Origin of the sequence: Paragemmobacter ruber, assembly GCF_009908315.1 — a bacterium.
GTDB lineage: Bacteria > Pseudomonadota > Alphaproteobacteria > Rhodobacterales > Rhodobacteraceae > Paragemmobacter > Paragemmobacter ruber.
In genome coordinates, this window is the sequence record NZ_JAAATW010000001.1 from 145,664 (window position 1) to 170,731 (window position 25,068).

The 25,068-nt window shown below is 61.2% G+C and carries 22 protein-coding genes and 1 tRNA gene; 16 read left to right on the forward strand and 7 right to left on the reverse strand.

From position 1 onward, the window contains the following. The first annotated feature begins 27 nt into the window (after window positions 1-27). Window positions 28-1,167, forward strand: coding sequence for a lytic murein transglycosylase (locus GU920_RS00760; protein WP_161766459.1), 1,140 nt, complete (start codon window positions 28-30; stop codon window positions 1,165-1,167). A 37-nt stretch (window positions 1,168-1,204) separates the two neighbouring features. Here the strand turns inward: GU920_RS00760 and GU920_RS00765 are convergent, their stop codons facing one another. Beyond that, entirely contained in the window at window positions 1,205-2,134 is a 930-nt protein-coding gene (locus GU920_RS00765; RefSeq protein ID WP_161764976.1) for a LysR family transcriptional regulator, read from the reverse strand. Window positions 2,135-2,290: 156 nt separating this feature from the next. Here GU920_RS00765 and GU920_RS00770 point away from each other — a divergent pair, with 156 nt between their 5' ends. The 8 genes from GU920_RS00770 to GU920_RS00805 all read left to right on the forward strand — a co-directional run bounded on the left by GU920_RS00770 (window position 2,291) and on the right by GU920_RS00805 (window position 12,220). Continuing rightward, window positions 2,291-3,346, forward strand: a complete 1,056-nt coding sequence (locus GU920_RS00770) for an ABC transporter substrate-binding protein (RefSeq protein ID WP_201743943.1) — start codon at window positions 2,291-2,293, stop codon at window positions 3,344-3,346. A 59-nt stretch (window positions 3,347-3,405) separates the two neighbouring features. Continuing rightward, the gene (locus tag GU920_RS00775; RefSeq protein ID WP_201743944.1) at window positions 3,406-4,377 is read left to right on the forward strand and encodes a Bug family tripartite tricarboxylate transporter substrate binding protein; all 972 of its coding nucleotides are present in this window, start codon (window positions 3,406-3,408) and stop codon (window positions 4,375-4,377) included. 27 nt (window positions 4,378-4,404) lie between these two features. Next, complete coding sequence (locus GU920_RS00780) at window positions 4,405-4,857, forward strand: tripartite tricarboxylate transporter TctB family protein (protein WP_201743945.1); 453 nt, start codon at window positions 4,405-4,407, stop codon at window positions 4,855-4,857. A gap of 25 nt (window positions 4,858-4,882) precedes the next feature. Beyond that, window positions 4,883-6,355: a tripartite tricarboxylate transporter permease gene (locus GU920_RS00785; protein ID WP_161764978.1), complete on the forward strand. Its 1,473-nt coding sequence runs from the start codon at window positions 4,883-4,885 to the stop codon at window positions 6,353-6,355. Between the two features lie 881 nt (window positions 6,356-7,236). Further along, window positions 7,237-8,397 carry a DNA phosphorothioation system sulfurtransferase DndC gene (gene dndC, locus GU920_RS00790; RefSeq protein ID WP_201743946.1) on the forward strand — a complete coding sequence of 387 codons (1,161 nt, stop codon included), beginning with the start codon at window positions 7,237-7,239 and terminating at the stop codon, window positions 8,395-8,397. After that, window positions 8,398-8,598, forward strand: coding sequence for a hypothetical protein (locus tag GU920_RS00795; protein ID WP_161764980.1), 201 nt, complete (start codon window positions 8,398-8,400; stop codon window positions 8,596-8,598). It begins immediately after the preceding gene. A 5-nt stretch (window positions 8,599-8,603) separates the two neighbouring features. Then, window positions 8,604-10,688 carry a DNA sulfur modification protein DndD gene (dndD, locus tag GU920_RS00800; protein ID WP_161764982.1) on the forward strand — a complete coding sequence of 695 codons (2,085 nt, stop codon included), beginning with the start codon at window positions 8,604-8,606 and terminating at the stop codon, window positions 10,686-10,688. Next, window positions 10,685-12,220 (forward strand): type IV secretion system DNA-binding domain-containing protein, encoded by a 1,536-nt coding sequence (locus GU920_RS00805; protein ID WP_161764984.1) that lies wholly within the window; start codon window positions 10,685-10,687, stop codon window positions 12,218-12,220. The genes dndD and GU920_RS00805 overlap by 4 nt, the downstream gene beginning before the upstream one ends. Window positions 12,221-12,230: 10 nt before the next feature. Here the strand turns inward: GU920_RS00805 and GU920_RS00810 are convergent, their stop codons facing one another. Then, window positions 12,231-13,292, reverse strand: a complete 1,062-nt coding sequence (locus GU920_RS00810) for a class I SAM-dependent methyltransferase (RefSeq protein ID WP_161764986.1) — start codon at window positions 13,290-13,292, stop codon at window positions 12,231-12,233. 319 nt (window positions 13,293-13,611) lie between these two features. On the opposite strand from GU920_RS00810, the gene GU920_RS00815 reads away from it, so the two are divergent. From GU920_RS00815 to GU920_RS00825, 3 genes are all read left to right on the forward strand, one after another. After that, window positions 13,612-14,772: a tyrosine-type recombinase/integrase gene (locus tag GU920_RS00815; protein ID WP_161764988.1), complete on the forward strand. Its 1,161-nt coding sequence runs from the start codon at window positions 13,612-13,614 to the stop codon at window positions 14,770-14,772. After that, window positions 14,765-15,370 carry a hypothetical protein gene (locus GU920_RS00820; RefSeq protein WP_161764989.1) on the forward strand — a complete coding sequence of 202 codons (606 nt, stop codon included), beginning with the start codon at window positions 14,765-14,767 and terminating at the stop codon, window positions 15,368-15,370. The genes GU920_RS00815 and GU920_RS00820 overlap by 8 nt, the downstream gene beginning before the upstream one ends. 307 nt (window positions 15,371-15,677) lie before the next feature. Continuing rightward, complete coding sequence (locus GU920_RS00825) at window positions 15,678-17,975, forward strand: VapE domain-containing protein (protein WP_161764991.1); 2,298 nt, start codon at window positions 15,678-15,680, stop codon at window positions 17,973-17,975. A gap of 288 nt (window positions 17,976-18,263) precedes the next feature. Here the strand turns inward: GU920_RS00825 and GU920_RS00830 are convergent, their stop codons facing one another. Then, entirely contained in the window at window positions 18,264-18,938 is a 675-nt protein-coding gene (locus GU920_RS00830; protein ID WP_161764993.1) for a hypothetical protein, read from the reverse strand. A 134-nt stretch (window positions 18,939-19,072) separates the two neighbouring features. Here GU920_RS00830 and GU920_RS00835 point away from each other — a divergent pair, with 134 nt between their 5' ends. Continuing rightward, on the forward strand, window positions 19,073-19,273 hold the full coding sequence (locus tag GU920_RS00835; protein WP_328799220.1) for a helix-turn-helix domain-containing protein: 201 nt from the start codon (window positions 19,073-19,075) through the stop codon (window positions 19,271-19,273). A 6-nt stretch (window positions 19,274-19,279) separates the two neighbouring features. On the opposite strand, the gene GU920_RS00840 is transcribed toward GU920_RS00835, so the two are convergent. The 4 genes from GU920_RS00840 to GU920_RS00855 all read right to left on the reverse strand — a co-directional run bounded on the left by GU920_RS00840 (window position 19,280) and on the right by GU920_RS00855 (window position 21,800). After that, window positions 19,280-19,355, reverse strand: a tRNA-Thr gene (locus GU920_RS00840). Between the two features lie 216 nt (window positions 19,356-19,571). After that, window positions 19,572-20,609, reverse strand: coding sequence for an alcohol dehydrogenase catalytic domain-containing protein (locus GU920_RS00845; protein ID WP_161766464.1), 1,038 nt, complete (start codon window positions 20,607-20,609; stop codon window positions 19,572-19,574). A 105-nt stretch (window positions 20,610-20,714) separates the two neighbouring features. After that, window positions 20,715-20,954 (reverse strand): phosphoribosylformylglycinamidine synthase subunit PurS, encoded by a 240-nt coding sequence (purS, locus tag GU920_RS00850; RefSeq protein ID WP_161764997.1) that lies wholly within the window; start codon window positions 20,952-20,954, stop codon window positions 20,715-20,717. Between the two features lie 78 nt (window positions 20,955-21,032). Further along, window positions 21,033-21,800 carry a phosphoribosylaminoimidazolesuccinocarboxamide synthase gene (locus GU920_RS00855; RefSeq protein ID WP_161764999.1) on the reverse strand — a complete coding sequence of 256 codons (768 nt, stop codon included), beginning with the start codon at window positions 21,798-21,800 and terminating at the stop codon, window positions 21,033-21,035. Between the two features lie 207 nt (window positions 21,801-22,007). Here GU920_RS00855 and GU920_RS00860 point away from each other — a divergent pair, with 207 nt between their 5' ends. The 3 genes from GU920_RS00860 to GU920_RS00870 all read left to right on the forward strand — a co-directional run bounded on the left by GU920_RS00860 (window position 22,008) and on the right by GU920_RS00870 (window position 25,037). Further along, window positions 22,008-22,322 carry a DUF1476 domain-containing protein gene (locus GU920_RS00860; RefSeq protein ID WP_161765001.1) on the forward strand — a complete coding sequence of 105 codons (315 nt, stop codon included), beginning with the start codon at window positions 22,008-22,010 and terminating at the stop codon, window positions 22,320-22,322. A gap of 152 nt (window positions 22,323-22,474) precedes the next feature. Beyond that, window positions 22,475-23,488 carry a betaine--homocysteine S-methyltransferase gene (gene bmt, locus GU920_RS00865; protein WP_161765003.1) on the forward strand — a complete coding sequence of 338 codons (1,014 nt, stop codon included), beginning with the start codon at window positions 22,475-22,477 and terminating at the stop codon, window positions 23,486-23,488. Window positions 23,489-23,777: 289 nt separating this feature from the next. Beyond that, on the forward strand, window positions 23,778-25,037 hold the full coding sequence (locus GU920_RS00870; RefSeq protein WP_161765005.1) for an aspartate kinase: 1,260 nt from the start codon (window positions 23,778-23,780) through the stop codon (window positions 25,035-25,037). The last annotated feature ends 31 nt before the right edge of the window (window positions 25,038-25,068 follow it).

Here is a 25,068-nt window from a genome sequence, read left to right on the forward strand (position 1 = left end):
AAAACGCAGACAGAGGTGAGCAGACCCATGCAGATCAACCGCCGCCAATTCGCGCTGGCCTTCTCCGCCCTTGGCCTTTCGGCCTGCATGCCCAGCCTGCCCAGCGGCAGCGGCATGTCTGCCGACCTGCCCGCCGATTTGCGCCCTGTCCCCAACGCCGCCTATGATGCCTGGGTGCAGGCCTTCCAGTCGCGCGCCGCCGGTCAGGGCATCTCGCCCTCCACCCTGTCACTGGCCTTCCGCAATACGGGCTATCTGCCCGGCGTCGTCACCCGCGACCGCAACCAGACCGAAACCTCCCGCAGCCTCGAAGATTACCTCTCCATCGCCGTCTCCGACGAACGCGTGGCCAAAGGCCGCGCCGCCTTCGCGCAATATCGCGGCACCCTCGCCACGCTTGAGGATCGCTACGGCGTGGATGCCGAAATTATCACCGCGATCTGGGGGCTCGAAAGTTTTTACGGCGAACGGCGCGGGAATGTCCCCGTCATCTCGGCGCTGTCGACACTGGCCTATGACGGGCGGCGCGGGGCCTTTTTCGAACAGCAACTGATCGCCGCCCTGCGCATCCTGCAGAATGGCGACATCACGGTGGACCGCATGACCGGCAGCTGGGCCGGGGCCATGGGCCATACCCAGTTCATCCCCACCTCCTATCTGGAGTTTGCCGTCGATTTCACCGGCGACGGGCGGCGCGACATCTGGTCCGACGATCCGACCGATGCGCTGGCCTCCGCCGCCGCCTATCTGCAACGCAACGGCTGGACCCGCGGCCTGTCCTGGGGCGGCGAGGTGGGCAGCAGCGCGCCGGCCGGCGCGGTGATCCAGCCGCAACCGGGCGGCCCCCGCTTCGCCACCACCGCCAATTTCCGCGTCATCAAGCGCTACAACAACTCCGATGCCTATGCGATCGGCGTGGGCCATTTGGCCGACCGGATCGGCGGCGCGGGCCCCCTCCAGACCGCCTTCCCCCCCGATGCCAACGGCCTGACCAAGGCCGACCGCATCACCCTGCAACAGCGCCTCACCGCGCGGGGGTTTGACACGCAAGGCAGCGATGGCGTGATCGGCAAGAACACCGAAACCGCGATCCGCGCCTATCAGGCGGCGCAGGGCCTGCCCGTGACCGGCACCCCCTCGCCTGCGCTGCTGCAGATGCTGCGCTGACCACGGGCGGCGGGCACAGACGGGCCGCGCAGGCCCGTCAGGCCACCACGAACTCTTCCACCAGCGCCTGCAAAAACCGCTCTGCCGATGGCGCCAGCGTGCGCGATCGGCGGCGGCACAGGCACATCCGGGTGGATGTGCTGTCCAACCCCTCGATCTCGATGGGCAAGAGATCGCCGTCGCGATCCTCGTCCCAGATCGCCACCTCTGGCATCACCGCCACCCCGATCCCCGACCGGGCATAGGCCTTCAGCGCCGGGATGGAATTGGCCGTCATCTGGGGCGTGCTGTCCCGGTTCTGGCTGGGCACCACCGTGTCAAACGTCACGCGGCTGGTGTAACTTGGCGGCATCGCGGCATAGGGACCGGCCATCAGGTCCGCCATCGTGATGGATGACGCCCCGGCCAGCGGATGCGCCGGGCTCACCACCCCCACGATACGGTTGCGTCGCTCGGCCACGATCTCGATATCCGGGTGGTCCGGCGCCGTCACGACCAGCGCGAAATCCGCCAGATCATGCACCAGCGCCCGTTCCGCCTGCCGCCCCGCGGCGATGTGCAGATGGGTTTTCAGATGCGGATAGGTCCGCGCCAGCCGGATCAGGCAGGGCATCAGGAACCGCTCGACCAGCGATTGCGACACATGGATGCGCACGGTGCCATGCCCGACCTGCTCCACCTCGTCGATATCGGCGGCCAGCCGCTCCATCCGCTGGATGATCTGGCGCGCCGCCTCCACCACCAGCTTGCCCGTCGGCGTCGGCCGCATCCCGCGCGAATGTCGCTCGAACAGCGTGACGCCCAGCTCATGCTCCAGGAGCGCGATCTTCCGGCTCAGGCTTGAGGCGGTCAGATTGACGATCTCGGCCGTGGCCAGCGTCGATCCGGTTTCGGCAATCAGCACGACATAGCGCAAAACTTCCAGAGGCAAGCGCGGCAGCGCACCAACAATCTTTGACCGTCCCATCACCGCCCCTCCAGACACCTGCGCTTCACGCTTTGCAGGATATGCACAACAGCTGTCAACATTCACTGATTGTCGACAGCCCACCCCCGCCCCAGATTGCACCCCCGTGGCACAGGGACATTGTGCCGCATCGACAGTCCAGGGAATTATCCACGCATGACCTCTTCGCCGTCCGACCTTTCCTTTGATGCGGCACATCGCGATGCCGTCCAGCCGGGCGTGGCGCGGACACGGATCACCGTGGCCACCTGGGATCATGACCGCGCCGTTCCGGTGCTCAAGGGCGATGTCCCCGTTCCCGGTTTCGTGGTGGAACCGCATGTCCTGCCCACCACCCAGCTTTTCCCCATCGCGGTGAACGAGGCGCGCTTCGACGTGACCGAACTGTCGCTGTCCAGCTACATGCTGCAGGTGTCGCGCGGCACCTGCGCCTATACCGCCATCCCGGTCTATCTGGCCCGCGCCTTCCGCCATAACGGCTTTTTCACCCGCGCGGGCAGCGGCATCCGCACGCTCGCCGATCTGAAAGGCCGCACCGTGGGCGTGCCGGAATACCAGATGACGGCGGCGCTGTGGATGCGTGGCATCCTCAAGGATGACCACGGCATCGACGCCACCGATCTGACATGGCGCACCGGCGCGCTGGATCAGGGCATCCGCAACGAACGGCTGGAACTTGACGCCCCGCCCAACCTGTCGATCACCCCCATCGCCGCGGGCGAGACGCTGCAAGACCTGCTCCTGTCCGGGCAGGTGGATGCGCTTCTCGCGCCCAACCCGCCCCGCGCCTTCCGCGATGGCGATCCTCGCATCGTCCGCATCCTGCCCGATTTCCCCCGCGCAGAAGAGGATTACCACCGCCGCACGGGGTTCTTCCCGATCATGCACCTGATCGCGGTCAAGAAAGACCTCGTCGCCGCCCATCCCGGCCTTCCGCGCGCGCTGTTCGATGCCTTCAGCGCGGCGCGCGACATCGCGCTCACCCGGCTCGAAGATGTCTGGCTCGGCTCGGCCAACCGTCTCAGCCTGCCATGGCTCAACGCCGCGATGGAACGCACGCGCGGCGCCATGGGCCGCCACTACTGGCCCTACGGCTTTCGCGCGGCGCGGGCGGAACTGGAAACCGCCTGCCGCTATTCCGTCGAACAGCACCTGTCGCGCCGCGCGCTGACCCCGGAGGAGCTTTTCTACCCAGACTTACTGGATACCTGACCGGGCGCCCCCGGGGCGCCCGCCACACCTGAACCTGCAATCTTTGGGAGGAGATGCCGATGAACATGAAACTGAACTTGGGTGCCGTGCTGGCCCTCGGGCTGACCTGCACGACCGCGTTCGCACAAGAGATGCGCGCGCCGGAAGGCCCGATCGAATTCACCGTGGGCTCTGCCGCGGGCGGCACGCCCGATGTGATCATGCGCACCATCGCGCAGATCATGAACGAGGAAGGGATCGTCGAGAACCCGATCGTCATCCAGAACCGCAGCGGCGCGGGCCATTCCAACGCCTATAACCACGTCCTCGGCCTGCCGGGGGATGAGAACACGCTGCTCACCCTCGCCTCGCCGGTCTTCACCACGCCCATCGTGCAGGGCACGCCCTCGGTGATCGACCAGATCACGCCCATCGCGGGCTTCGTGCAGTCCGAACTGATGCTGCTCACCACGCCCACCAGCGAATGGACCGGCATCCAGGACATGGTCGCCGCCGCGCAAGCCAACCCCGGCGCGGTGCGTGTCGCAGGCGGCGCCTCGGGCGGCAATGACCACATCGCCACCGGCCTTGTGGAAAAGGCCGCGGGCATCACGCTGACCTACATCCCGCATGAAAGCGGCGGCGCGGCCCGCGCCACCTTCCTCGGCGGCAATGTGGAGTTGCACTTCGCCACGCTTGCCGAAGGCATGGAACAGATCGCCGCGGGCACCGCCAAACCGCTGGGCCTTCTGTCGGCCGCGCGCCGCACCGAGGCGGGCGTCGCTGACATCCCCACCCTGCAGGAACAGGGCGTCGATGTCGTCTATACCCAGTTCTGGGGCGTGGGCGGCCCGCCGCAGATGGACCCGGCGCTGGCCGCGTGGTGGGCGGACAAGTTCCGTCAGGCCACCGAAACCCAAACCTGGAAGGATGGTCTGGCCGCGAACATGCAACTCGGCAACTTCTACGCGCTGGACGAGGCCAAGACCTATTTCGCCGCGGAACAGGATACCTTCCGCGCTGTCCTCACCCAGATCGGGCTGGCCAAGTAAGGCCGCGGCACGGAAAGCGAGGCAATCATGATGCGGTTTCTGCAAGCCGTTCCCGCCCTCTTCATGATCTGCCTCGCGGCTGGCGTGATGATCGGGACAGCGGGGCTTGCATTCTGGGATGGGTTCACCCCCGGGGCGCGCTTCTTTCCCGGTCTCCTCTCGGCGGCGGCGGTGATCCTGTCACTGGCGCTGCTCCTCACCCTGCAGCGCGGCACGGATGCGGGGCGGCCCGAACTGCCAGATGCCCCCGGCGCGCGGCGCGTGCTGGCGGCGATGGCGGGGCTGGTGACGCTGGCGCTCCTGATCCCGGTGATCGGCCTTCTGCCCGCGGCGGGGCTGTTCATGCTCTTCCTGCTCCTTGTCGTGCTGCGGGCGGCGCTCCTGCCCTCGCTCCTGACCACCGCGATCCTCCTTGTCGGGGTCGAGGTGATCTTCGTGCGCTGGCTGGCCGTGCCGCTGCCCGCACCGCTCTTCCAATGATCCAGACACCCCGGGAATACCAAGAATGATCGAAGCACTGCTGCAAGGGTTCTCCGTCGCCATGATGCCGGAGAACCTGCTGTTCATCTTCATCGGCGTGCTGATCGGTCAGGTCGTCGGCGCCCTGCCGGGCGTGGGCCCGGCGGCGGGCATGGCGCTGCTTTTGCCCCTCACCTTCGGGCTGGAGCCGGTCACCGCGATCATGATGCTCGCCGGCATCATGTATGGCGGCCAGTATGGCGGCACGCTCACCTCGGTCCTGATCAACGTCCCCGGCGAGGCATCGGGTGTGATGACGGCGATGGATGGCCACGCCATGGCGCGACAGGGCCGCGCCGGGGCAGCGCTTGCGATCGCGGCCATAGGATCGTTCATCGCGGGTCTCGGCGCCGTTCTTGCCGTGGCCGTGATCACCCCGCCGCTCGCCAGCATCGGGCTGAAATTCAACGCGCCCGAATATTTCCTCCTCGCCCTTCTGGGCGTGATCGCGGTGGGCAGCCTCGGCGACGCACCGATCCGGTCGCTGCTGGCGGGCGTCCTCGGCCTTCTCATCGCGCTGGTGGGGGTGGACCCGCTGACCGGGACGCCGCGCCTCAACTTCGGCATCCCGGCCCTCTATCAGGGCATCGACTTCATCCCCGTCGCCATCGGCGTCTTCGGCATCGCCGAGGTGCTGCACTCGCTCGAACGCAGCGAAAAGGTCGAACCCATCCGCACCCGGCTCAAGGACATGTGGCTCACCTCGCAGGACTGGGCCGCCTGCCGTTTCTCCATCCTGCGCGGCGGTGTCATCGGGCTGTTCGTGGGCATTATGCCTGGCGCCGGGGCCTCGGTCGCCTCGCTCCTGTCCTATCTGACGGAACGCAAATTCTCCAAACACCCCGAACGCTTCGGCAGCGGCGCCATCGACGGCGTGGCGGCGGCGGAATCGGCCAATAACGCGGCCTCGCATGGCGCGCTGATCCCGATGTTGTCCTTGGGCATCCCCGGCTCGGCCAGTTCGGCCGTGCTGCTTGCCGCGCTGATCCTGCACGGGATCAAGCCCGGCCCGATGCTGATGAGCACGGAAAGCGCGCTGGTCTGGGGGCTCATCGCCTCCATGGTGGTGGGCAACCTCTTCCTGCTGATCCTGAACCTGCCGATGGCCCCGGTCTTTGCCGCGCTCCTGCGCGTGCCTTACGTCTATCTCGCGCCGGGCATCCTGGTGATCTCGCTGGTCGGGGCCTATGCGGCCACGCTCAGCATGGCGACCGTGTGGATGTGCATCGTCTTCGGCCTTCTGGGCTGGCTGATGATGAAGCTCGACATCCCCCGCGCGCCGCTGGTCCTCGCCCTCGTGCTGGCCCCGCTGATGGAGGCGTCGCTGCGGCAGGCCCTGCTCCTGTCTTTGGGCAGCCCGATGATCTTCGTCGAACGGCCCATCTCGGCGGTGCTTCTGGCGGCGGTCCTCTTCGCGCTGATCGCGCCGATCGTGCGGGTGATGCGCAAACGCCCCTGACCGCGCCCCCGCACCCACCGCCCGCTGACGGCGCATGATCCAGCAAGAACCCGGCCCCCCGCCGGGTTCTTCGCCTTTGCGCAACCCGCCACCGCCCATCGCCGCGCACGCCACCGCGCGATGCCTGCTGACCGGATTTTTAGGGAAGTGGTGCCGCTGAAGGGACTCGAACCCCCGACCCCATCATTACGAATTGTTTTCCTAAGCAATATCAATATATTGGAGCTCGACTGACAGCGTTGCAGCAACCATCATAACGCATTGGCAGGCCTCGTCTTTCCCGAACTCAAGTCTCGCAGACCGTTGGACGCCACCGGGCCACACCTTATGGCGCTTTCGTACTATGGCCCTACAGATTTTCGTTTGCCCTACTAAATCGCGATTGCACGGAACCATCATCAGTCGCTTGCCGAGGCGAGCCGGTTTGGCACCCTCCTACCCTGCCTTGCCCCCCACCGCACCCCATCAACGGGCCGTCCAGAACCCAGCTGGCAGGCCGCTCTCCAGTTGACCCCTCTCTTGAGGTGGCTTGATCCTCGCGTGCGAAACTTCCTTTTTGGCGCTGTTGGTCGCCGCGATGGCTGCACTGGTTGATCGAGTCGTAGTAGCGACCGGCACTGAGGCCAACACCCTGAAAACGCACAACTTGCACAGGTGACCTCGACTGATGGACAAACTATGTCTTAAGCCAGTGATCATGCTGTTCAGGGTTCGCATGCGCGCGTTCGACCTACGCATCTACTAGGGGACCACAGCAGTCACTTCATAACGTCAGTGACAGGGCCACATCGCCTCGATCCAGCAAGCGAGTGCAATTTACAGTGTCCCACGCTCCCTGCTACACAAGATGCAGAAAAAACTTGAAGAATCAGGAGGGCGGTATGGGGCTGGACAACGCTTCGACCATGGAGCGTACGAAAGACAGCGCTGCGATAATCGCTGCTATTCGCGCTGACATGCTCGACGAATACCGCCAGCCTCACAGCTACCCGTGGATCATTGGTTATTCCGGGGGCAAAGACAGCACCCTAGTGACCCATCTCGTCTTTGAAATGCTCATGTCGTTACCGCCTAGCCAACGAACGAGACAAGTCCACGTCGTTGCAAACGACACTTTGGTCGAAAGTCCGCTCGTCGTGCAGCACCTTGTAGAGAGCGTTTCCGAAATTGAAGAAGCCGCGCAAGCTTTTGCGCTCCCCCTAGTAACGAAGATAACCCGCCCGGCTCCTGACCAGTCATTCTGGGTAAATGTGATCGGGAGAGGCTACCCTCCGCCTAACCGCACCTTCCGTTGGTGCACAGACCGGATGAAGATCCAGCCAACCAGTAGGTACATCAAGACAAAGGCCGATGAAGAGGGACAAGTTATTCTTCTCCTTGGGGTACGGCGCTCGGAAAGCGCGACACGGGCAGCATCCGTTGGGCGCTATGACAACGGTGAGCGCCTGAACAGGCACAACGATCTCATGGGATGTCTAGTCTACCGACCAATTGTTGAGTTGGACACCGAAGATGTTTGGGAGTTTCTTGCGCTTAAGGACCCACCTTGGGGCGGATCGCACTTGAAGCTTATCGGCCTCTATCGTGATGCCAGCGGAGGCGAATGTCCAGTCGTCACCCAGAAGTCCGACGCACCGTCGTGCGGCACCACCTCGTCTCGCTTTGGTTGCTGGACCTGTACCGTAGTGGAGAAGGATCGAAGTCTGGAAGGTTTCGTCGAAGCTGGGTACGCGGAGTTCGGCCCCTTGCTAGATTTCCGGGACTGGCTGGCTTCTATCCGCAATGATAGGGACCGCAGACAGGCACGTCGCCGCGATGGTCGGATTACCATCACGGATGGAGGGACGTTCGTCCCCGGTCCCTTCACCTTGAAGGCACGTGCAGAGATCTTTGAACGCCTGCGTCAGCTAGAGAAGACCACCGGACAAGCCTTGATTAATGAAGAGGAAGTTGGTCTCATACATGAAATATGGGCGCATGAGATCGTCGGGCAGACTAAGGCAAAGCCGATGGACGTCCGGGAAATCAAGAAGGGTCGTTGAATGTCGCGGAACGTGGTAGTTTTACTGGATAACCCCGAAGGTCGCACGCTAGTAAGAGATGCCTGCAGAACGAGCGGAATCCTGTTCTTCGAATTTCAGGAATTGGTACAAGCTGAAATCGAGCAAACTGGCAAGCAGCGCAAGAAAGGCTTGTGGGATGACTTCGATGATATTCTTGATCGCATCCAGGTGGATGACTGAGACCTATGCACATTTCTCAAATTGTTCTTCGGGACTGGAAAGCCTACACAACCGCTACATTTGATTTCCCAGCACCTTCAGCTGGCCGCAACATCATTCTTATCGGCGCGCCAAACGGCTACGGCAAGACCAGCCTATTTGAAGCGATTGTTCTTGGAATGTTTGGGCGCGATGGTCTGCCGCTGATTGCGCGTTCGCCATTCTCGGGGGGGGACAAAGAGCGTCTTGCTACGTCTTATAAGGCGTTTCTTGAAAAAGCATTGCACAAGGGCGCAACAGACGCAGGTCGTACGTCCTGTTCTGTAAAGATCACCTTTGTGGATGACGAAGGCGAACATTTAGAAATTCAACGCATTTGGCACTTCAGCGATAGCGGCGGCTACCGCCCTCTTGATGAAGAAGTTCATATCTTCGAAGGCCCGACCCGAAAGGCTGTTGGTCCAACGGGCTTGCAGGGCAATGACCGCATGGATTGGTACCGGGACTATATTGCCCGAACTTTCCTGCCATACTATCTTGCATCATTTTTTCTTTTCGATGGTGAACAGGTAAGTGCTTTCGCCGAGCGCGAAATGGCTGCACAAGTCCGCACAGGGATTGAAGGTCTATTGGGAATTCCGGTTCTCAAGCAATTGGCAGAGGACCTACGTGCGTACGCTGCTGTACGGCGGCGTGAGTCGCCTAACGTGTCGGACAAGACCATTGAGAAGCTGGAGCTTGATCGGGATGTTCTCAAGTTTCAGTATGACGAAAAGCGCAGGCGCTTTGAAGAAATTGAACCTGACCTAGCAAAGCTGAAGGAAGAACGGGACAATCTCACTCGCGAGCTAGCTAGCTTCGGCGCAGGCTCGCAAGCACAATTGCAAGAACAATTGGAGCAACTCAATCAGTTGCGACGCGCTGTTGAAGCAGGGCGCGCCCAACTTGAAGAATTGATGGCCAAAGATATCGCGCTAGCTCTTTCCGGCCTTGGCCTCCGGGAAGCGTTAAAGGCTCGTTTAACGAGTGAGACTGTATTGGAGCGCTGGGAAAGCGGAAAGAAGCAAGGCGACACTAATCTTGAACGGTTTTTGGGGGCCGTTGACAGTGGTATGATGGGCATCGACCCACACTTGACCGAATCACAGCGTAATTCTGTGCTGACAACCGCTCGAAGTGCGTGGGAGCAGCTTTGGTATCCGCCGCCTGACAACTGCGCCAAATCTTTCCTTCATCCGCATCTAAATGAACTGGAGCGCAGTAAGGTAATTGATCGGTTGGATGAGCTTGATGAATTGGGTGCACCCGCTATTGTAGAGTTGCTTAATGATATAGCATTCAATGAAGAGGCTCTTGAGCGACTGCAGCAAGAAGTCACGCGGACGGAGTCGGTTGCGCCTCATGTGGACAAGAAGCGCGAACGCTTGACGGTTCTGAACGGACAGATTCAGGAACTAGATCAGGAAATTGGAGCGCTCAAGCGTGAACTTTCTGCGCTAGAGAGCCAAATCAACCAGAAGAATACGGACCTAACTAAACTAGCCGGGCAGTGGGATCAGGCAAAGCCATCAATGCGCAGAGCGATGCGCGCGCTCAAAGTTGCCAGTATGGTAGATGATATTGTGTCGCAAGCAGTTCCCAGCCAGATCGACGCTATCGCAAAGGCTATGTCCGCGGCGCATCGCTCTATGGCGCACAAGAAAGACCTTGTTGAGCGGATTGCCATCGATGAGAATTGCGATGTGCAACTCTTGAACTCACAGGGCATCGACGTTCGGCGTTATGATCTTTCCGCAGGCGAAAAGCAGATTTTTACTCAAGCACTGATTTCAGCAGTATCGTCAGTTTCCGGGCGAGGCTTTCCGATGGTTGTTGATACCCCGTTGGGTCGGCTGGACATTGAGCACCGCAAAGGCGTTCTCAATCATCTGGTGAAGAGGGAGCATCAGGTGATTTTGCTTTCAACAAATACTGAGGTAGTCGGCGAATACCTGAAGGAAATTGAACAGCACGTGCAGAAGAAGTACCTGATTCATTTTGAGCGCGTGGGCGACATTGGGCAGTCCACCGTTAAGCCGGGATATTTTGACAATGCGGGGAGCGCGTCATGAGCATTTCCCTCGTTGAAGTGGCCGGAGCAAATTTTCGTACGGATGAGAAGAGCGACACCCTGAACACCGCATTCATGGGCAGGCTCGGCATGCGCAAGCGCTATCTGCCTGCGCGTCTAGCAATTTCGCGTTCGCTCGCAATGCCTGCCCCCCCTGAGTTGGCCGATGATGAGTCTGATCCCGGCAAGGCAATTAAGGGCGATACGCTGTTTGGTACTGGAACAACGCTATCGGTCTGGCTGGCGCTGATGGTAGAGCGCTCAGCTGACCCTGAACTTGACTTGAAGAAGCTTATTGCTCTCGTTGGAGCTCACTGGAGGCGTGGTCTAAAGCTTCTGGACAGGGAGTGGGAGCAGGCTGATCAGGATGTCGCAAAGTTCGTCAAGCGGCTAGTGGAGGTCGCAGAGTTGCCTCTGTCCAAGCAGGGGTCCTTGCGTTCCGGCGGTGCAAGCCAAGGCATGACGTTCTCCAGCGGTCGGATTACCGTTCCGATTGGCGAGATTGCGGAAGACTTTGCAACCAAAGAGAAAATCGTCTGGGATCTCAATGGTTCTGGCGGCTCCCCGCACAGTGCGATAATGGGAGGCGTGGGGTCGGGCAAGACCAGAACTGCTGTGGCCATGCTTCGCTCGATCCGGCAGCAGGCTTCTGTCCCGCTGATCGCTTTCGACTTCAAAGGCGACCTTGGCACGGACTCAACCGGTGGAGGCTACCGGATTGACGAGCTCTTCGAAGCGAGGAGCCTTGAGCCTCCCCGCGCACCAATTCCGCTTGATGTTCTTTCGCTTCGCTCGCGAGGTGAGATTGACGTTGCGGAAGCAGCCTCGCGGTTCCGGGAATCTTTCTCGCGACTGAAGGGAAGTCGCCTTGGGGATCGTCAGCGGACCGCCTTGCACGAAGCTGCAACGCGGGCGCTTGCTGCCGAAACTCCTTGCGAATTGCACCATATCAGGGACGCCCTCGTAAGCGTATATGCTGAACATGAAATGAAGGAAGACGGCGCAATCGCGATGATGCAGGAGCTTTGTCGCTTCCCTCTTTTCGAACCTACCTACGATCCGGCATCTTTCTTCCAGCAAAGCTGGATCATTAAGCTGCCGCCGAACGTGGCCGAAGACAGCCGTACAATCGTGGTCAACCTCGTTCTTGACGCGCTGGATCAGTACTTGAACAGCCTAGTCGATTCTGAGCGCAGCGCCGATGGATCGCGCGGCCTTCGGGTACTGTGTATGGTAGATGAAGCACATCAGATACTTGGGTCCAAGCTTCCGTCGTTGGCAAACCTTATCCGCATGAGCCGCTCAAAGGGTGGAGCAATCATGCTAATATCGCAATCTCCAGATGATTTCTCAGGCGAAGATGATGAGTTCCTCTCTGAAATGGGCCTAGTTGCCGCTTTCGCTACCAACGCGCCGCCCAAGAACGCAACGCGTATTCTTGGAAAGGGCGCGAATCTCAGCGCACTACAGACAGGTCAGTGCTACGCCAAACGGCGGGGGGATCAGACTGCTAAGCGGATTAAGGCATGGTAGGGCTACGAGATTAGCTCTTTGGCCTGTCGATCCTGATCGCCTGCCAGACTATATGGCTTCGACCCAGTAGGTCGCTCTGCGAGGCAAGTGACTTTACAGGGATCGACAGGTTGGAAGCAAGGCGGCGGAAATCTTCCAGTGACACGCTGTGGATTCCCCTGCTTGGCTCTTCAGGACCAATGCGCAAGGTGAGATAGGCTGTTCCTCCGGGAAGCAGCAGGCCGTAGACGGAGGTAAGTGCCTTAGCTCTATCTTCCTCTGGCAAGTGCATCCAAACAGCGCTCAGAATGACAAGGTCGAAGCGTTTTCCCGTCGCATGGATCTCGTCCAACGTGGGCAGGGTGTCGAAGACCCAAGAAATTCCTTCGTCGCTATGCAATCGCTTGCCGATGGCCTGCATTGCTTCGGAGGGTTCTACCGCAACGACCCGGTGGCCCCGATGCGCTAGCCAAGCTGCGTCTCTACCTGTACCTGCGCCAACATCCAGTATGTCCAAGACAGACCCAGCGCGCTCCGTCATAAGGATCCTGACAAGGTCGGGATGGGCATCTTCGAAGGCCAACGCTTCGTAGCCGTCTGCCAAATCTGCTGCATGGCGACGATAAAATGATAGTGCGTCGCTCTCTGGCTTAGGTCTCAGAACAGCCTCCCAATCGGCTTGCGATGCAGATACATAGAGCAACCCAAAGCTTACAGCCGCAGCAAGTCCTAGCATGCCCTGAAAGGCATAGCGCACGACATATTGTCGGTTGAATGGGTTTGTGCCCTCCGCCACAACAGCACCGTCCGGGTGCTTGTCTCTCAGCCAGTCTAGGTACAAGCCCATGACATACCGAAGACGATAGAGCACTACGATCAATGCAATGTTAGCTAAGCCCGCAAGAAGTAGCAGGGCCATCGTGAAGAGAGCATAATCTTCGGTTCGCGATACGCCAAACCAAAGGCCACCTGTCAGCGTCATAGCGATCAACGGAATCTGCCACATTTGCTGGTTGAGCGACCTGAAGGCCTCGTGGTTCTGGTTGAACGCAGCTAGCCGAAACTCTTGGTCTTCAGTTGGTTCAGTCTGCAACACGATCTCCGTCTAAGGAAAACTGTACTCGGACGGTCAACTTAACTGATCAGCCGCTTTTCGTCGATGACTGGCTTCGACCACAAACGAGTGCGCCACCTAGAGTACCGGCGAGTTCGTCCATTTTTGTTCGCAAATCGAAGCTGTCGGTAGGACAGCCCGGCATTCCCTCGCAAGAGCTTCAGCACCATCTCATAGACTGCACTTCACGACGTTGCAGACGGCTTCACGAGGCTGGACAAAACACACAAACATCTGATTTTGCTTGCATTTTTGCGATCTTTTGGCGAGGATGAGCTGAGGCCAAAAGGAGGTCTCAATGCCAAGCCTGCGACTTACACGCCGTCAAATTGATGAACTACCGCACCCTGAGGCGGGTCAGGTCTACTACCGCGACACAGCGCTGCCGGGCTTTGGCCTCCGTGTGGGATCGCGAACTAAGATGTACTTTGCAGAAGGCCAAGTGCATGGCCGAACGCGCCGGGTCACAATCGGTCGTGCCGACGTGTTCGCACCAGAGGTTGCTCGGAAACGGGCTTTGGCCCTGCTTGCTGAAATGTCCGAGGGACAAGACCCTAATGAACAGAAGCGGAAGGCCCGGACAGAACAGATCACGCTTGCCACTGCGTTCACGAATTTCTTCGAAGCCCGTACGAACCTTTCGCCCTACACGGTCGGGAGCTACCAGCGGAGCGCGAGGCTCTATCTTAAGTCTTGGCAGAAGACGGCGCTGACCATGATCACCCGGCAAATGGTGCTGAAGCGGCACCAAGAAATCGCCAAGGCGCATGGGGAAACGACCGCGAACAATGTGATGCGCCACCTCCGGTCGGTGTACAACTTCATCGCTGCGACCGAAGAAGATTTCCCACCGAACCCCGTCCAAATCTTGTCACAAGCACGCGCTTGGTATCGTGAACGTCGGCGGCAAACGGTGGTGACAGCCCTTGACCTGCCCATGTGGTGGAAGGCCGTGATGGCCGAGCCGGAGTACTCGCGGGATTTTCTTTTGCTTGCACTTTTCACCGGCATGCGTCGCGGCGAGTTGTCCAGATTGCGTTGGGAGAACGTTGACCTTAGGGCACGCACCCTGCACTTGCCGACCACAAAGAACGGCGATCCGCTGTCTTTGCCGTTGGCGGGTTTTCTCGTCGAACTGCTTGAAGCCCGTTCAAAAGCAAGTGGGGGTTCGGAATGGGTCTTCCCCGGCACCGGAAAGGTTGGCCACCTTGTCGAAACGAAGAAGTTCCTCGCTCGGGTCGGCGCTGGATCGGGGGTCGCCTTCACCATGCACGACCTTCGGCGGACGTTCATTACCATCGCTGAAAGTCTCGATGTGCCCCATTACGCGCTGAAGCGCTTGCTCAACCACCGCACCAACGGTGACGTCACTGGGGGCTACATTGTGATTAATGTCGAAAGACTGCGCGATCCGGTCGAAAAGGTCGCTACTCGCATTCTGGAGCTTGCAAATGTCTGAGCAGAACGGACCGGACAACATATTTGACGACGCGGTCGTTGCCAATGCCGGGCAAGCATTCGGGGCCAGTCCCTTCGAACGGCTGCTGCTTGCGATCATTTCTGCCCATCCCGATCAAAGCGGGAAGACTTCAAAGCAGCGGTTGGATGCAGCGATGAAAATGCTGGTGGGTGAGCGCGCAACTCCGCATCCTGAGCCGGGCAACCGCGATGATCGCGCCTTGATCTGGATGGGTAGTGAGCGCCACATCGACAAAGCCAATAGGGACATGTACGCGCTCAACCTCCGTATAAAGCCTGACCGGACGGCTACTCCCCCCCGGAAACCTCGCTCTGATCTGGCCCTTGCAGAGGAGGCAGCGGACCTTTTCTTCGGGCAAGAGAATGCCGAAGCTCGTCACGCGATAGTTAATCGGCTTCGCGAGAAGTTTTCAGGCAGTTACGCCCGGAAGCAGGGCAAGGGACACGGTGTGGACTTCGAGGCGACGTACATCTATCGGGCCGTTGAGCACGACTATGTGCAGGAAAGTCTTGAGGCAGAAACGTTGAAACGAGTTTGCGACGCACTCGCGGAATGGGGTGTCGCAACCAAACTGTAGCGTCGCCTCTGGTTGCGCAAAAAGGCGCAAGTTGTTCGCAACATTACTGTCCGGTTCACTGGCAGCGTCCTTCCATCTGCAACGGAGGGCAAAATGCCAAACAGATCAACATCGCTGCTTACGACCAAGCAGCTCCCGGAAATCACTGGTCTAAGCGTTAGCTTTTTCGAGAAGGGTCGCATCTACGGGTACGGCCCACGGTACATCCGTATTCAGTCCGGTGCCAAGGCTGGGAAGGTCCTTTATCGCCGCGAGGACGTGGACAACTGGCTCATGGCTCAGTCATGCACGCCGGAGGCAGGTCGCCATGGCCACTGAGTTTCAGCCAAACCCCACGAAGGCTGTGCAGTTCTACCGCTGGCTGCACCCCGACGGACCACTGCACATCGAGACGATGGCAAGTGTTGGGCCTGCGAAGCCGATTGTCCGTCAGTTCGCGCCGGGAGAAGAAGCCCAAGCCGTCGAGTTCATTTCGGCGGCAAACAACGATGACTCTCGACGCAATGTCTACTTTTTGTCGACCGCTAAGTTTCTGAAAGGCTCTCGGAAGAAGGAAAATCTTTCCTTCGCCCAGACGCTTCATGTTGATCTGGACAACAAGGACTACCCCGGCACAGAAGCGGAGCAGCTTGATAGAATTCTTGCAGTGCTGCTTGATCCAAATGTCCGACCAAAGGGAGTACCTGAACCCTCGGCCGTGTGGTGCACTGGTGGCGGCTGTCAGGCAATCTGGAAGCTTTCAGAACCCATTGCTGTTGAGGCGGCGGAGGCACTGAACCTTGCCATTTTGGCAGCAACGCAGGGCGGTCCCGGCACTCACAATGCGGACCGACTTCTCCGTCTGGCTTGGACTATGAACTGGCTGAACGACAAGAAACGTGCTGCGGGTCGGCAACCCGCAACGGCATGGCAGGTGCATCCAGTTCGCCTTGACGCACCTCCGAAAACCTATCGCCCCGCCGATTTTTTGGTGAAGGCACCAAAGTCGAAAGGTACGTCAGAACAGTTAAAGGGTGCTGGACTATCGGGGCCGGAAGAAATCGCGCCACTGCCTCTTTCCTCCAACCTGATGGAAATTGTGCCGTTTGATCCAAAATGGGTCGACGCCATCATTTCTGGCAAGAACCCACCTCACCACGACTACTCTTCCCGTTCTGAACTCGTACTTGCCGTATCACTTTGGTTGCTCAGTCAGGGGGTTCTGCCGGGCCACGTGCTGTCGATCATTACTGCACCTGACCTTGGGATTAGCGCCCATGTACGCGAAAGCCCCGATGTCATGCGCTACGCGCAACGTCAGGTGAAGCGGGCGATGGCGCTTCTTGAGGCACGGCGCGGGGATTGGCCGGTCTTGAACGAAAAGTTACAGCCAGTGGCACACCATCCCAAAAACGTGCGCTATGCGCTCGCCCGCCTTGGGGTGGATGCACAGCGTAACCTGTTCAACAAGACTGACGAAGTCAGAGGGGCGGGGCTTGATGGCCGGGACCTGAACGATATCGCGGAAATTCTCTGTAGTCAGATTGGCCGCGAACTCGACTTCGCGGCAACTCCTGCTGCGATCAAGAGGGAACTGCTCGCGATTGCCCATGAAAACCCATACCACCCTGTTTACGACTATCTAGACGGGTTGACGTGGGATGGAACGCCAAGGATCGACCGGTGGCTAGCTACCTATTGCGGTGCCGACGATACGGAACTCAACCGAGAATTTAGTTCCAAGCTGTTGATTGCGGCCGTCCGCCGCATCAAGCAGCCGGGGTGTAAGTTCGACACGATGTTGGTACTCGAAGGTCCACAGGGTGCCGGGAAGTCGCAGGTCGCCCAACGGCTAGCGGTGCGAGACGAATGGTTCTGCGGCAGCCTTGACCTCAAGAGTGACGACAAGACCAAGGCCGAGTTGCTGGCGCGTGCGTGGATCGTCGAGTGTCAAGAGTTGGATGGGCTGACCAAGGCAACAAGCCAGAACCTCAAACGCTTCCTTAGCACTGCAACCGACAGCTATCGGCGCGCCTATGGCCGCGATGCTGGGGAATACCCCCGACACTGCATTATCCTTGGGACCACCAACGAGGGGGCGTATCTGCGCGACCTCACGGGCAACCGTCGGGTCTGGCCGGTGATGGTCGGGCAGATCGACCTTGTCCGCTTTAGCGCCGATCTGGATCAACTTTGGGCAGAGGCCGTCGTCCGTGAGCAAGCAGGCGAGAGCATCACGCTATCGCCGCACCTTTGGGCTGCCGCTGCCGAGGCGCAGGGTCAACGAATGGTCGGGGACGCGTATGCTGACGTTTTGGAGGACACCTTTGGTGACCTAACAGGCAGGGTATCCATGGACAGCGTGAAGTTTCTGCTGGGCCTTGATACGGCACGCATGTCACCCCTCGACACCAAGCGCATAATGGCAGCCATGACCACGCTGGGGTGGGAGTACGGAACCCACCGCCTGCATGACCTTAGCGGAAGGGTGAAGACCCAAAGGAAAGGTTTTGCGCGCGGCGGCGACGATGATCGGAAACGAGAGTTCATCGCCAAACGGATGGACGGCGGGGGAGTAGTCCTTCTTCCTGTGCGTGGCGCGTCCGACGATGAGCCGCCATTTTGATTGCCCGTTTCAAGTGCCGTAACCGGTAACGTAACCCAAGGGGTAAAAGAAATGTGCGGGGCGCTGCTGTGCCCCGCACAGTTTTTTGCTCTGCAACCTTTCGAACAAAGTTACGGTTACAAGTTACAAAACCATTCAAAATCATATACTTAGATCAAGCGCCGCTTGAAAGCGCCTGCTGCGCCGTTAAGGCGTGTGCTGGGCCAGCCTACAACGTATACCCAGCGGCCCTTTAACGCCCCCTGTATGGGCCGCTGCGCGCGCCGTAGGTGGATGCAACGTGCAGGGCTAGCCTTCAACCTTCAGTTCCAGCGTCCGCCATCCACCGCTTTCTGGGAAATACTGCACTTTTCCTTCGAAGGTGGTGCGCAGCATTGCCCCGAACCCGTTTTGAGCGTCCACCTTGCCGAACACTTGGTAGATGCAGTCACCGAGGTGCCTCGTGCCCGGCTCATATCTGCCGGGAAAATCCGCCGTCGATGGTGCGCGTAACTGCTCGCGTACTTCGTTTTGGAGCATCACGTATGCCAGCCCTGCTTTGTCGTCGGTGCACTCGGCTAGGTAGGCACCCGTCGCGGTGTTCTGGCGTCGCTTCGCTTCGACCTCGTATTCCTCGGGGCGGAGTTCCTTCAGCGCGTTCAGCCACCGGACTTCGTCTTGGCTACGCAAAGTGGTGAGATACGCTTCGACGTCGGTGGCGCGCAGATTGGCCAACTCAGCTTCCTGATGGGCTTGGATCTTCGGCCCCATGAAGATGGCCGCGCCAAAGCATACAAACATGACCATGAATGCCTTGAAGCGCCCAGTAATGCGGGGCGGCTTCCAACCGAAAAGCAAGCAGAGCGTCGCCACCACGAAGATGCCGAACGTTGTCCACATGGCGACTTCAACATGGGCATAGGTGAGGATGACCAAAAGCACCGTAAGCGCGGTCAACTCCAAGTAGGCAATCAAGAAATGCATCGGAAAGTCTCCACAAAACCGAGACTTATAGTCTGCACACGCCAAAGCAGAGCGACAATAGAAAATGAGACTCATAGTCTGTAGATCAATAGTCTACAGCATTGCGCTATGGCCGTATGAACATAAAGGCGGTCGTGGGCAAGAACGTGAGGCGGTATCGGGAGCTGAAAGGCATCTCACAGGAAGAACTTGCCTTCGACGCTGAATTGCACCGCACCTATGTCAGCGGAGTTGAACGCGGGGTGCGCAACCCCACCGTTCTTATCGTAGGCCAACTAGCCAATGCGCTTGGCGTTGCGCCTTGCAAGCTGTTGGAATTTCATGAGAAATCTTGAGAAGGATGGTGCCGGTGAAGGGACTCGAACCCCCGACCCCATCATTACGAATGACGTGCTCTACCAGCTGAGCTACACCGGCATCCTTCTCTGCGTTGGCCCTACTATGGCCCTACTAACAATACAACCCCCGATCTAACTACTTGGCTTTACACGTCTTTCACGAGCGGACCCGCTACTTACGAATGACGTGCTCTACCAGCTGAGCTACAGCGGCCTGGTGGCGCGCTATTAGCACCCCTCTCTGGCGGTGTGTAGCCCCCCGGCACAGAAAAATCGCGCCGCGCGCAAAAACCTGTCACCGCGTGAAATCGTCGATCACCGCCACACCGGGCGGCATCGGCGCACCAAAGGCGCGCAGCTCGGCCGACGCGCCCGACAGGGGCACCCTGCGCGCGATCAGCGGCTGCATGTCCACCACGCCGCGCGTGATCATGTCCAGAAGCGACGGATATTTCCACGACGGCATCCCCCGCGTGCCGTACAGCGCCAGCTGCTTCATGTAGACCGCGTTCATGTTGATCTCCATCCGCGCGGTATGGCCCACGGGCAGACCCACCTGCACATGACGGCCCAGCGTCCGCAGCCCCTCGATCGAGGCATTGGCGGTGGCCTCGATCCCCAAGGCCTCGATCGACACATGCGCCCCGCCGCCCGTCACCTCGACAATCCGCGCGGCCACGTCGCCCTCGCGCGCGTCAATCGCCGCGTCCGCCCCCAAGGCCAGCGCATGGGCCAGCTTTTCGGCCACCACATCCACCACCACCACCCGCGCGCCCAAGGCCCGGCCAAGGATCAGCGCCGACAGCCCGATCCCGCCCGTGCCATGCACGGCCAGCCACTCCCCCGCCCGCAGATCCGCCCGCCCCGTCAGCGCATGCCACGCTGTCGTCACCCGGCAGCCCAGCCCCGCCGCCAGCACGGGCGAGATGCTGTCAGGCAACCGCGCCAGATTATGCGCATGGGGAACCGAGATGTATTCCGCATAGGCCCCCGGCTCGCCAAAGCCGGGCACACGCTGGGTCTTGCAGGTGTTCGACAGGCCCGCCCGGCACTCCGGGCAATCCCCGCAGGCAAGGATGAAGGGCGCGATAACCCGGTCTCCCACCCGCCACGTCGCAAGCGGCCCGGCCTCCACCACCTCGCCGCAATATTCATGCCCGGGAATGGCACCGGGCTTCACCTTGGGATGCTCGCCCACCCAGCCGTGCCAGTCGCTGCGACAGATGCCGCAGGCCAGCACGCGCAGCACCACGCCATCCGGCTCGCAGACCGGATCCGGCACCGTCTCGATCACCAGATCGCTGTTATAGGCTTTCAGCACCGCCGCGCGCATCGTATCCCCCGCCGCTCCTTTGGCCACAGGGGAAGGCAGCGCCACCGCAAGGTCAAGGGCGTGTCGCGCCTGCGCGTCGGCGGCAGGCGCCCGCCACGCGCCGGATCAGATAAGCTCCACCCGGTAGCTTTCGATCACCGTATTCGCAAGCAGCTTGTCGCACATCGCGCGCACCTCGGCCTCGGCCTTGGCGGCATCCGTCTCGGCAAGGTCCAGCTCGATCACCTTGCCCTGCCGCACGCCGTTGACCCCGGCAAAACCAAGACTGCCCAGCGCATGGCGCACCGCTTCGCCCTGCGGATCAAGGACGCCGTTCTTCAGCATGACGGTCACGCGCGCTTTCATGTCGTCCCCCTTGGGCAGAAAATACAGGCCCCGTCCTAGCGCCCCGCCCCGACCGGGACAAGGCCCGAAGCGGCCTGCTCAGTTGATCAGCGTGGGCTTGGGCTTGTGCGTCACGTTCGACGGCAGAACCCCCAGCCGCCGCGCCAGTTCCGTATAGACATCGGCCAAGGGCCCCGGCTCGCGCACCACGCCCTCGCGCTCCATCGCCTCCGAGGCGGAGCGCACATCCCACAGGCGGCAGGAATCGGGGCTGATCTCGTCGGCCACGATCAGGCGCATGTAATCGCCATCCCAGACCCGGCCCACCTCGATGCGGAAATCGGCCAGCCTGATGCCCACCCCCATCATCACGCCTGACAGGAAATCATTCACCCGCAGCGCCAGCGCCACGATGTCATCCAGATCCTGCTGGCTGGCCCAGTTGAAGGCGATGATATGCTCCTCGCTCACCATCGGCGTGCCGAGACGGGAATCCTTGTAGTAGTATTCCACGATCGGCCGCGGCAGCGGCGTGCCCTCCGGGATGCCCAGCCGTTCCGACAGGCCTCCGGCGGCGAAATTGCGCACCACCACCTCCAGCGGGATGATCTCGGCCATCCGCACCAGCTGCTCGCGCATGTTCAGGCGGCGGATGAAATGCGTGGGCACGCCGATGGCGTTCAGCCCGGTCATGAAGAATTCCGACAGGCGGTTGTTCAGCACGCCCTTGCCTTCCACCGCTGCCGGGGCGGGGATGGCGGCGGTGGGGGCGCTGTCATCCTTGAAGTACTGGATCAAGGTGCCCGGCTCCGGCCCTTCGTAAAGGATCTTCGCCTTGCCCTCGTACACCTTCTTGCGACGTGCCATGAATTCTCCGCGGAAACACCGATGGCGGGGCCACCCGCTGGTTCCCCGCCTCATCCCCGGGCCTATAAGCCAAGCCGCCTTTCGCCGCAAGCTGACCCTCGGATCTCGCATCCCGCGCGCGGCCGCCCTCGGGCCCCGCCCCCTTGCGGCGCGGCCCCCGCGCAGGCATATGAAGACCCAAGCGAACACAGAACCAAGGGGCCTGCCATGACCAGCTTCGACGACCGCGAACGCGCGTTTGAAACCAAATTCGCCCATGATGCCGACATGCAGTTCCGTGCCGAGGCGCGCCGCAACAAGCTGGTGGGTCTGTGGGCCGCGGGCCTGATGGGCAAGGCGGGCGATGCGGCCGCGGACTATGCCATGTCCGTCGTCTCGGCCGATTTCGAAGAGGCCGGGATCGAGGATGTGGTGCGCAAGGTGGCGGGCGATCTGGACGGCAAGGCAAGCGCCGATGAGGTGCGCGCCAAGATGGCCGAACTGCTGCCCGTGGCCAAGGCGCAGCTGATGGAAGAGATGTGATCCCGTAGGATGGGCCGCGGCCCATCCTACGCGGGCCGCTCAGACCGCCCGATCCCCGCATCGGGCTCATGATCATGATGCGGATAATCGAATTGCCTCACGCTTCCCCGCGTGGCAGAGGGATGTGACAATCTTCCGGACAAAGGTGCCCCATGGCAGACGCGCTGACCGAGTTGCTCTCCACCCGTGACTGGCTCTTGGCCGACGGGGCGACGGGGACGAACCTGTTCAACATGGGGCTCTCCTCGGGCGAACCGCCCGAGCTTTGGAATGTCGATCAGCCCGACAACATCCGCGCGCTCTACCGTGGCGCGGTCGAGGCGGGGTCAGACCTGTTCCTGACCAACACCTTCGGCGGCAATGCCGCCCGGCTGAAGCTGCACAACGCGCAGGGCCGCGTGCGCGAGTTGAACCGCGTGGGCGTCGAACTGGGGCGCGAGATCGCCGATGCCTCGGGCCGCAAGGTCGTGGTGGCGGGGTCCGTCGGCCCGACGGGCGAGATCTTCGAACCCATGGGCACCCTCACCCACAAGGATGCGGTGGAGATCTTCCACGAACAGATGGAAGGGATGAAGGAGGGCGGCGTCGATGTCCTCTGGATCGAGACCATTTCCGCGCCCGAAGAATACAAGGCGGCGGCAGAGGCCGCGAAACTGGCCGGTCTGCCCTGGTGCGGCACCATGAGCTTTGACACGGCGGGGCGCACCATGATGGGCGTGACCTCTGCCGCGCTGGCCGAACTGGTGGAGAAACTGCCCAACCCGCCCATCGCCTTTGGCGCCAATTGCGGGGTGGGCGCGTCAGACCTCATGCGCACGGTGCTGGGCTTTGCCTCCACCGGGACGGAACGCCCGATCATCGCCAAGGGCAATGCGGGCATCCCGAAATACCATGACGGCCACATCCACTATGACGGCACGCCGGAACTGATGGCCGAATATGCCGTGCTGGCCCGCGACGCGGGTGTGCGGATCATCGGGGGCTGCTGCGGCACCATGCCCGAACACCTGCGCGCCATGCGCGCTGCGCTGGAGGCCCGCCCGCGCGGGCCGCATCCGACGCTGGACGTGATCTCGGAAAAGCTGGGCGGCTTTTCCTCGGCCTCTGACGGCACCGGTGACGATGCCGGCGGCCCCCGCCGCGAACGCCGCGGCCGCCGCGGCTGATCCTGCGGGCCGGCGGGGGGGTGCCACTGCACCCCCCCGCACCCCCCCCCTGCACTTCCATCCGCGCCCGCGCAGGCCATACCTGCCCTTGCGCGGCATCCCCCGCCCTGCCACGTACCGCCTCTTAAGGCTCGTCGCGCCACCGCCCACCCCCGCCGACCGGACGTCCCGGGTCAGGCCCGGGACGCGCACCGCAGGCCAGGCGGGCACCGCGCGCCCCGACAACCCTTGCACCCCGCCCCCACCCCGCATAAGAAGCGCGCGGAAATCGGGCCTTGCGGGGGGAACCATGCCGCTTCTCGTGATGAAATTCGGCGGCACGTCGGTGGCCGACCTCGCGCGGATCGAGAATGCCGCGAAAAAGGTCGAGAAAGAGGTCGCCCGCGGCTATGACGTGATCGTCATCGTCTCCGCCATGTCGGGCGAGACGAACCGCCTGGTCGGCTATGTCGAAGGCACCTCCAAGCTGTACGACGCCCGCGAATACGATGCCGTCGTCGCCTCTGGCGAAAACGTCACCGCCGGTCTCATGGCCCTGCGGCTGCAGGAGATGGGCATCCCCGCCCGGTCCTGGCAGGGCTGGCAGGTGCCGATCCAGACCACCGCCCAGCATGGCGCCGCGCGCTTCGTCGATATCCCCCGCGCCAATATCGACGCCAAGTTTGCCGAAGGCTTCAAGGTGGCCGTCGTTGCGGGCTTCCAGGGCGTCAGCCCGGAAGGCCGCGTCACCACGCTCGGCCGCGGCGGCTCTGACACCACGGCAGTGGCCTTCGCCGCCGCATTCGGCGCCGAACGCTGCGACATCTATACCGATGTGGACGGCGTCTACACCACCGATCCGCGCGTCAGCGGCAAGGCACGCAAGCTCGACAAGATCGCGTTCGAGGAGATGCTGGAACTGGCCTCCCTCGGCGCCAAGGTCCTGCAGACGCGCTCGGTCGAACTGGCCATGCGCTACAAGGTGCGCCTGCGCGTCCTGTCATCGTTTGAGGATACCGACGAAACGTCCGGCACCCTTGTGTGCGACGAGGAGGAAATCATGGAATCGAAAGTCGTCTCTGGCGTCGCCTTCTCGCGCGAGGAAGCGAAGATCACCCTCTTCACCATCGAAGACCGCCCCGGCGTCGCCAGCGCCATCTTCGGCCCCCTCGCCGATGCCGGCGTGAACGTGGACATGATCGTTCAGAACATCAGCGAAAAGGACTATGACGACGCCCATCCCGGTGCCGTCACGGACATGACCTTTTCCTGCCCGATCAATCAGGTCGAACGCGCCCGCAAGGCGATGGAAGATGCCAAGGCGGCAGGCCTGATCGGCTATGACGAGCTGATCGTGGATACCGATGTGGCCAAGGTGTCGGTCGTGGGGATCGGGATGCGGTCCCATGCGGGCGTGGCGTCCAAGATGTTCAACGCGCTGGCGCGCGAGGGGATCAACATCAAGGTCATCTCTACGTCCGAGATCAAGATTTCCGTGCTGATCGACCGGAAATACATGGAACTCGCCGTGCAGGCCCTGCACGACGCGTTCGAGCTGGAAAAGGCCTGATCTTTTCCGGGCCAAGTTTCTGCGAAGAAAC

Bases quoted from the DNA above. Each gene is read 5' to 3' on its own strand.
- GU920_RS00760 (WP_161766459.1), top strand. From the start codon at position 28: ATGCAGATCAACCGCCGCCAATTCGCGCTGGCCTTCTCCGCCCTTGGC.
- GU920_RS00765 (WP_161764976.1), bottom strand. From the start codon at position 2,134: ATGGGACGGTCAAAGATTGTTGGTGCGCTGCCGCGCTTGCCTCTGGAA.
- GU920_RS00770 (WP_201743943.1), top strand. From the start codon at position 2,291: ATGACCTCTTCGCCGTCCGACCTTTCCTTTGATGCGGCACATCGCGAT.
- GU920_RS00775 (WP_201743944.1), top strand. From the start codon at position 3,406: ATGAACATGAAACTGAACTTGGGTGCCGTGCTGGCCCTCGGGCTGACC.
- GU920_RS00780 (WP_201743945.1), top strand. From the start codon at position 4,405: ATGATGCGGTTTCTGCAAGCCGTTCCCGCCCTCTTCATGATCTGCCTC.
- GU920_RS00785 (WP_161764978.1), top strand. From the start codon at position 4,883: ATGATCGAAGCACTGCTGCAAGGGTTCTCCGTCGCCATGATGCCGGAG.
- dndC (WP_201743946.1), top strand. From the start codon at position 7,237: ATGGGGCTGGACAACGCTTCGACCATGGAGCGTACGAAAGACAGCGCT.
- GU920_RS00795 (WP_161764980.1), top strand. From the start codon at position 8,398: ATGTCGCGGAACGTGGTAGTTTTACTGGATAACCCCGAAGGTCGCACG.
- dndD (WP_161764982.1), top strand. From the start codon at position 8,604: ATGCACATTTCTCAAATTGTTCTTCGGGACTGGAAAGCCTACACAACC.
- GU920_RS00805 (WP_161764984.1), top strand. From the start codon at position 10,685: ATGAGCATTTCCCTCGTTGAAGTGGCCGGAGCAAATTTTCGTACGGAT.
- GU920_RS00815 (WP_161764988.1), top strand. From the start codon at position 13,612: ATGCCAAGCCTGCGACTTACACGCCGTCAAATTGATGAACTACCGCAC.
- GU920_RS00820 (WP_161764989.1), top strand. From the start codon at position 14,765: ATGTCTGAGCAGAACGGACCGGACAACATATTTGACGACGCGGTCGTT.
- GU920_RS00825 (WP_161764991.1), top strand. From the start codon at position 15,678: ATGGCCACTGAGTTTCAGCCAAACCCCACGAAGGCTGTGCAGTTCTAC.
- GU920_RS00830 (WP_161764993.1), bottom strand. From the start codon at position 18,938: ATGCATTTCTTGATTGCCTACTTGGAGTTGACCGCGCTTACGGTGCTT.
- GU920_RS00845 (WP_161766464.1), bottom strand. From the start codon at position 20,609: ATGCGCGCGGCGGTGCTGAAAGCCTATAACAGCGATCTGGTGATCGAG.
- purS (WP_161764997.1), bottom strand. From the start codon at position 20,954: ATGAAAGCGCGCGTGACCGTCATGCTGAAGAACGGCGTCCTTGATCCG.
- GU920_RS00855 (WP_161764999.1), bottom strand. From the start codon at position 21,800: ATGGCACGTCGCAAGAAGGTGTACGAGGGCAAGGCGAAGATCCTTTAC.
- GU920_RS00860 (WP_161765001.1), top strand. From the start codon at position 22,008: ATGACCAGCTTCGACGACCGCGAACGCGCGTTTGAAACCAAATTCGCC.
- bmt (WP_161765003.1), top strand. From the start codon at position 22,475: ATGGCAGACGCGCTGACCGAGTTGCTCTCCACCCGTGACTGGCTCTTG.
- GU920_RS00870 (WP_161765005.1), top strand. From the start codon at position 23,778: ATGCCGCTTCTCGTGATGAAATTCGGCGGCACGTCGGTGGCCGACCTC.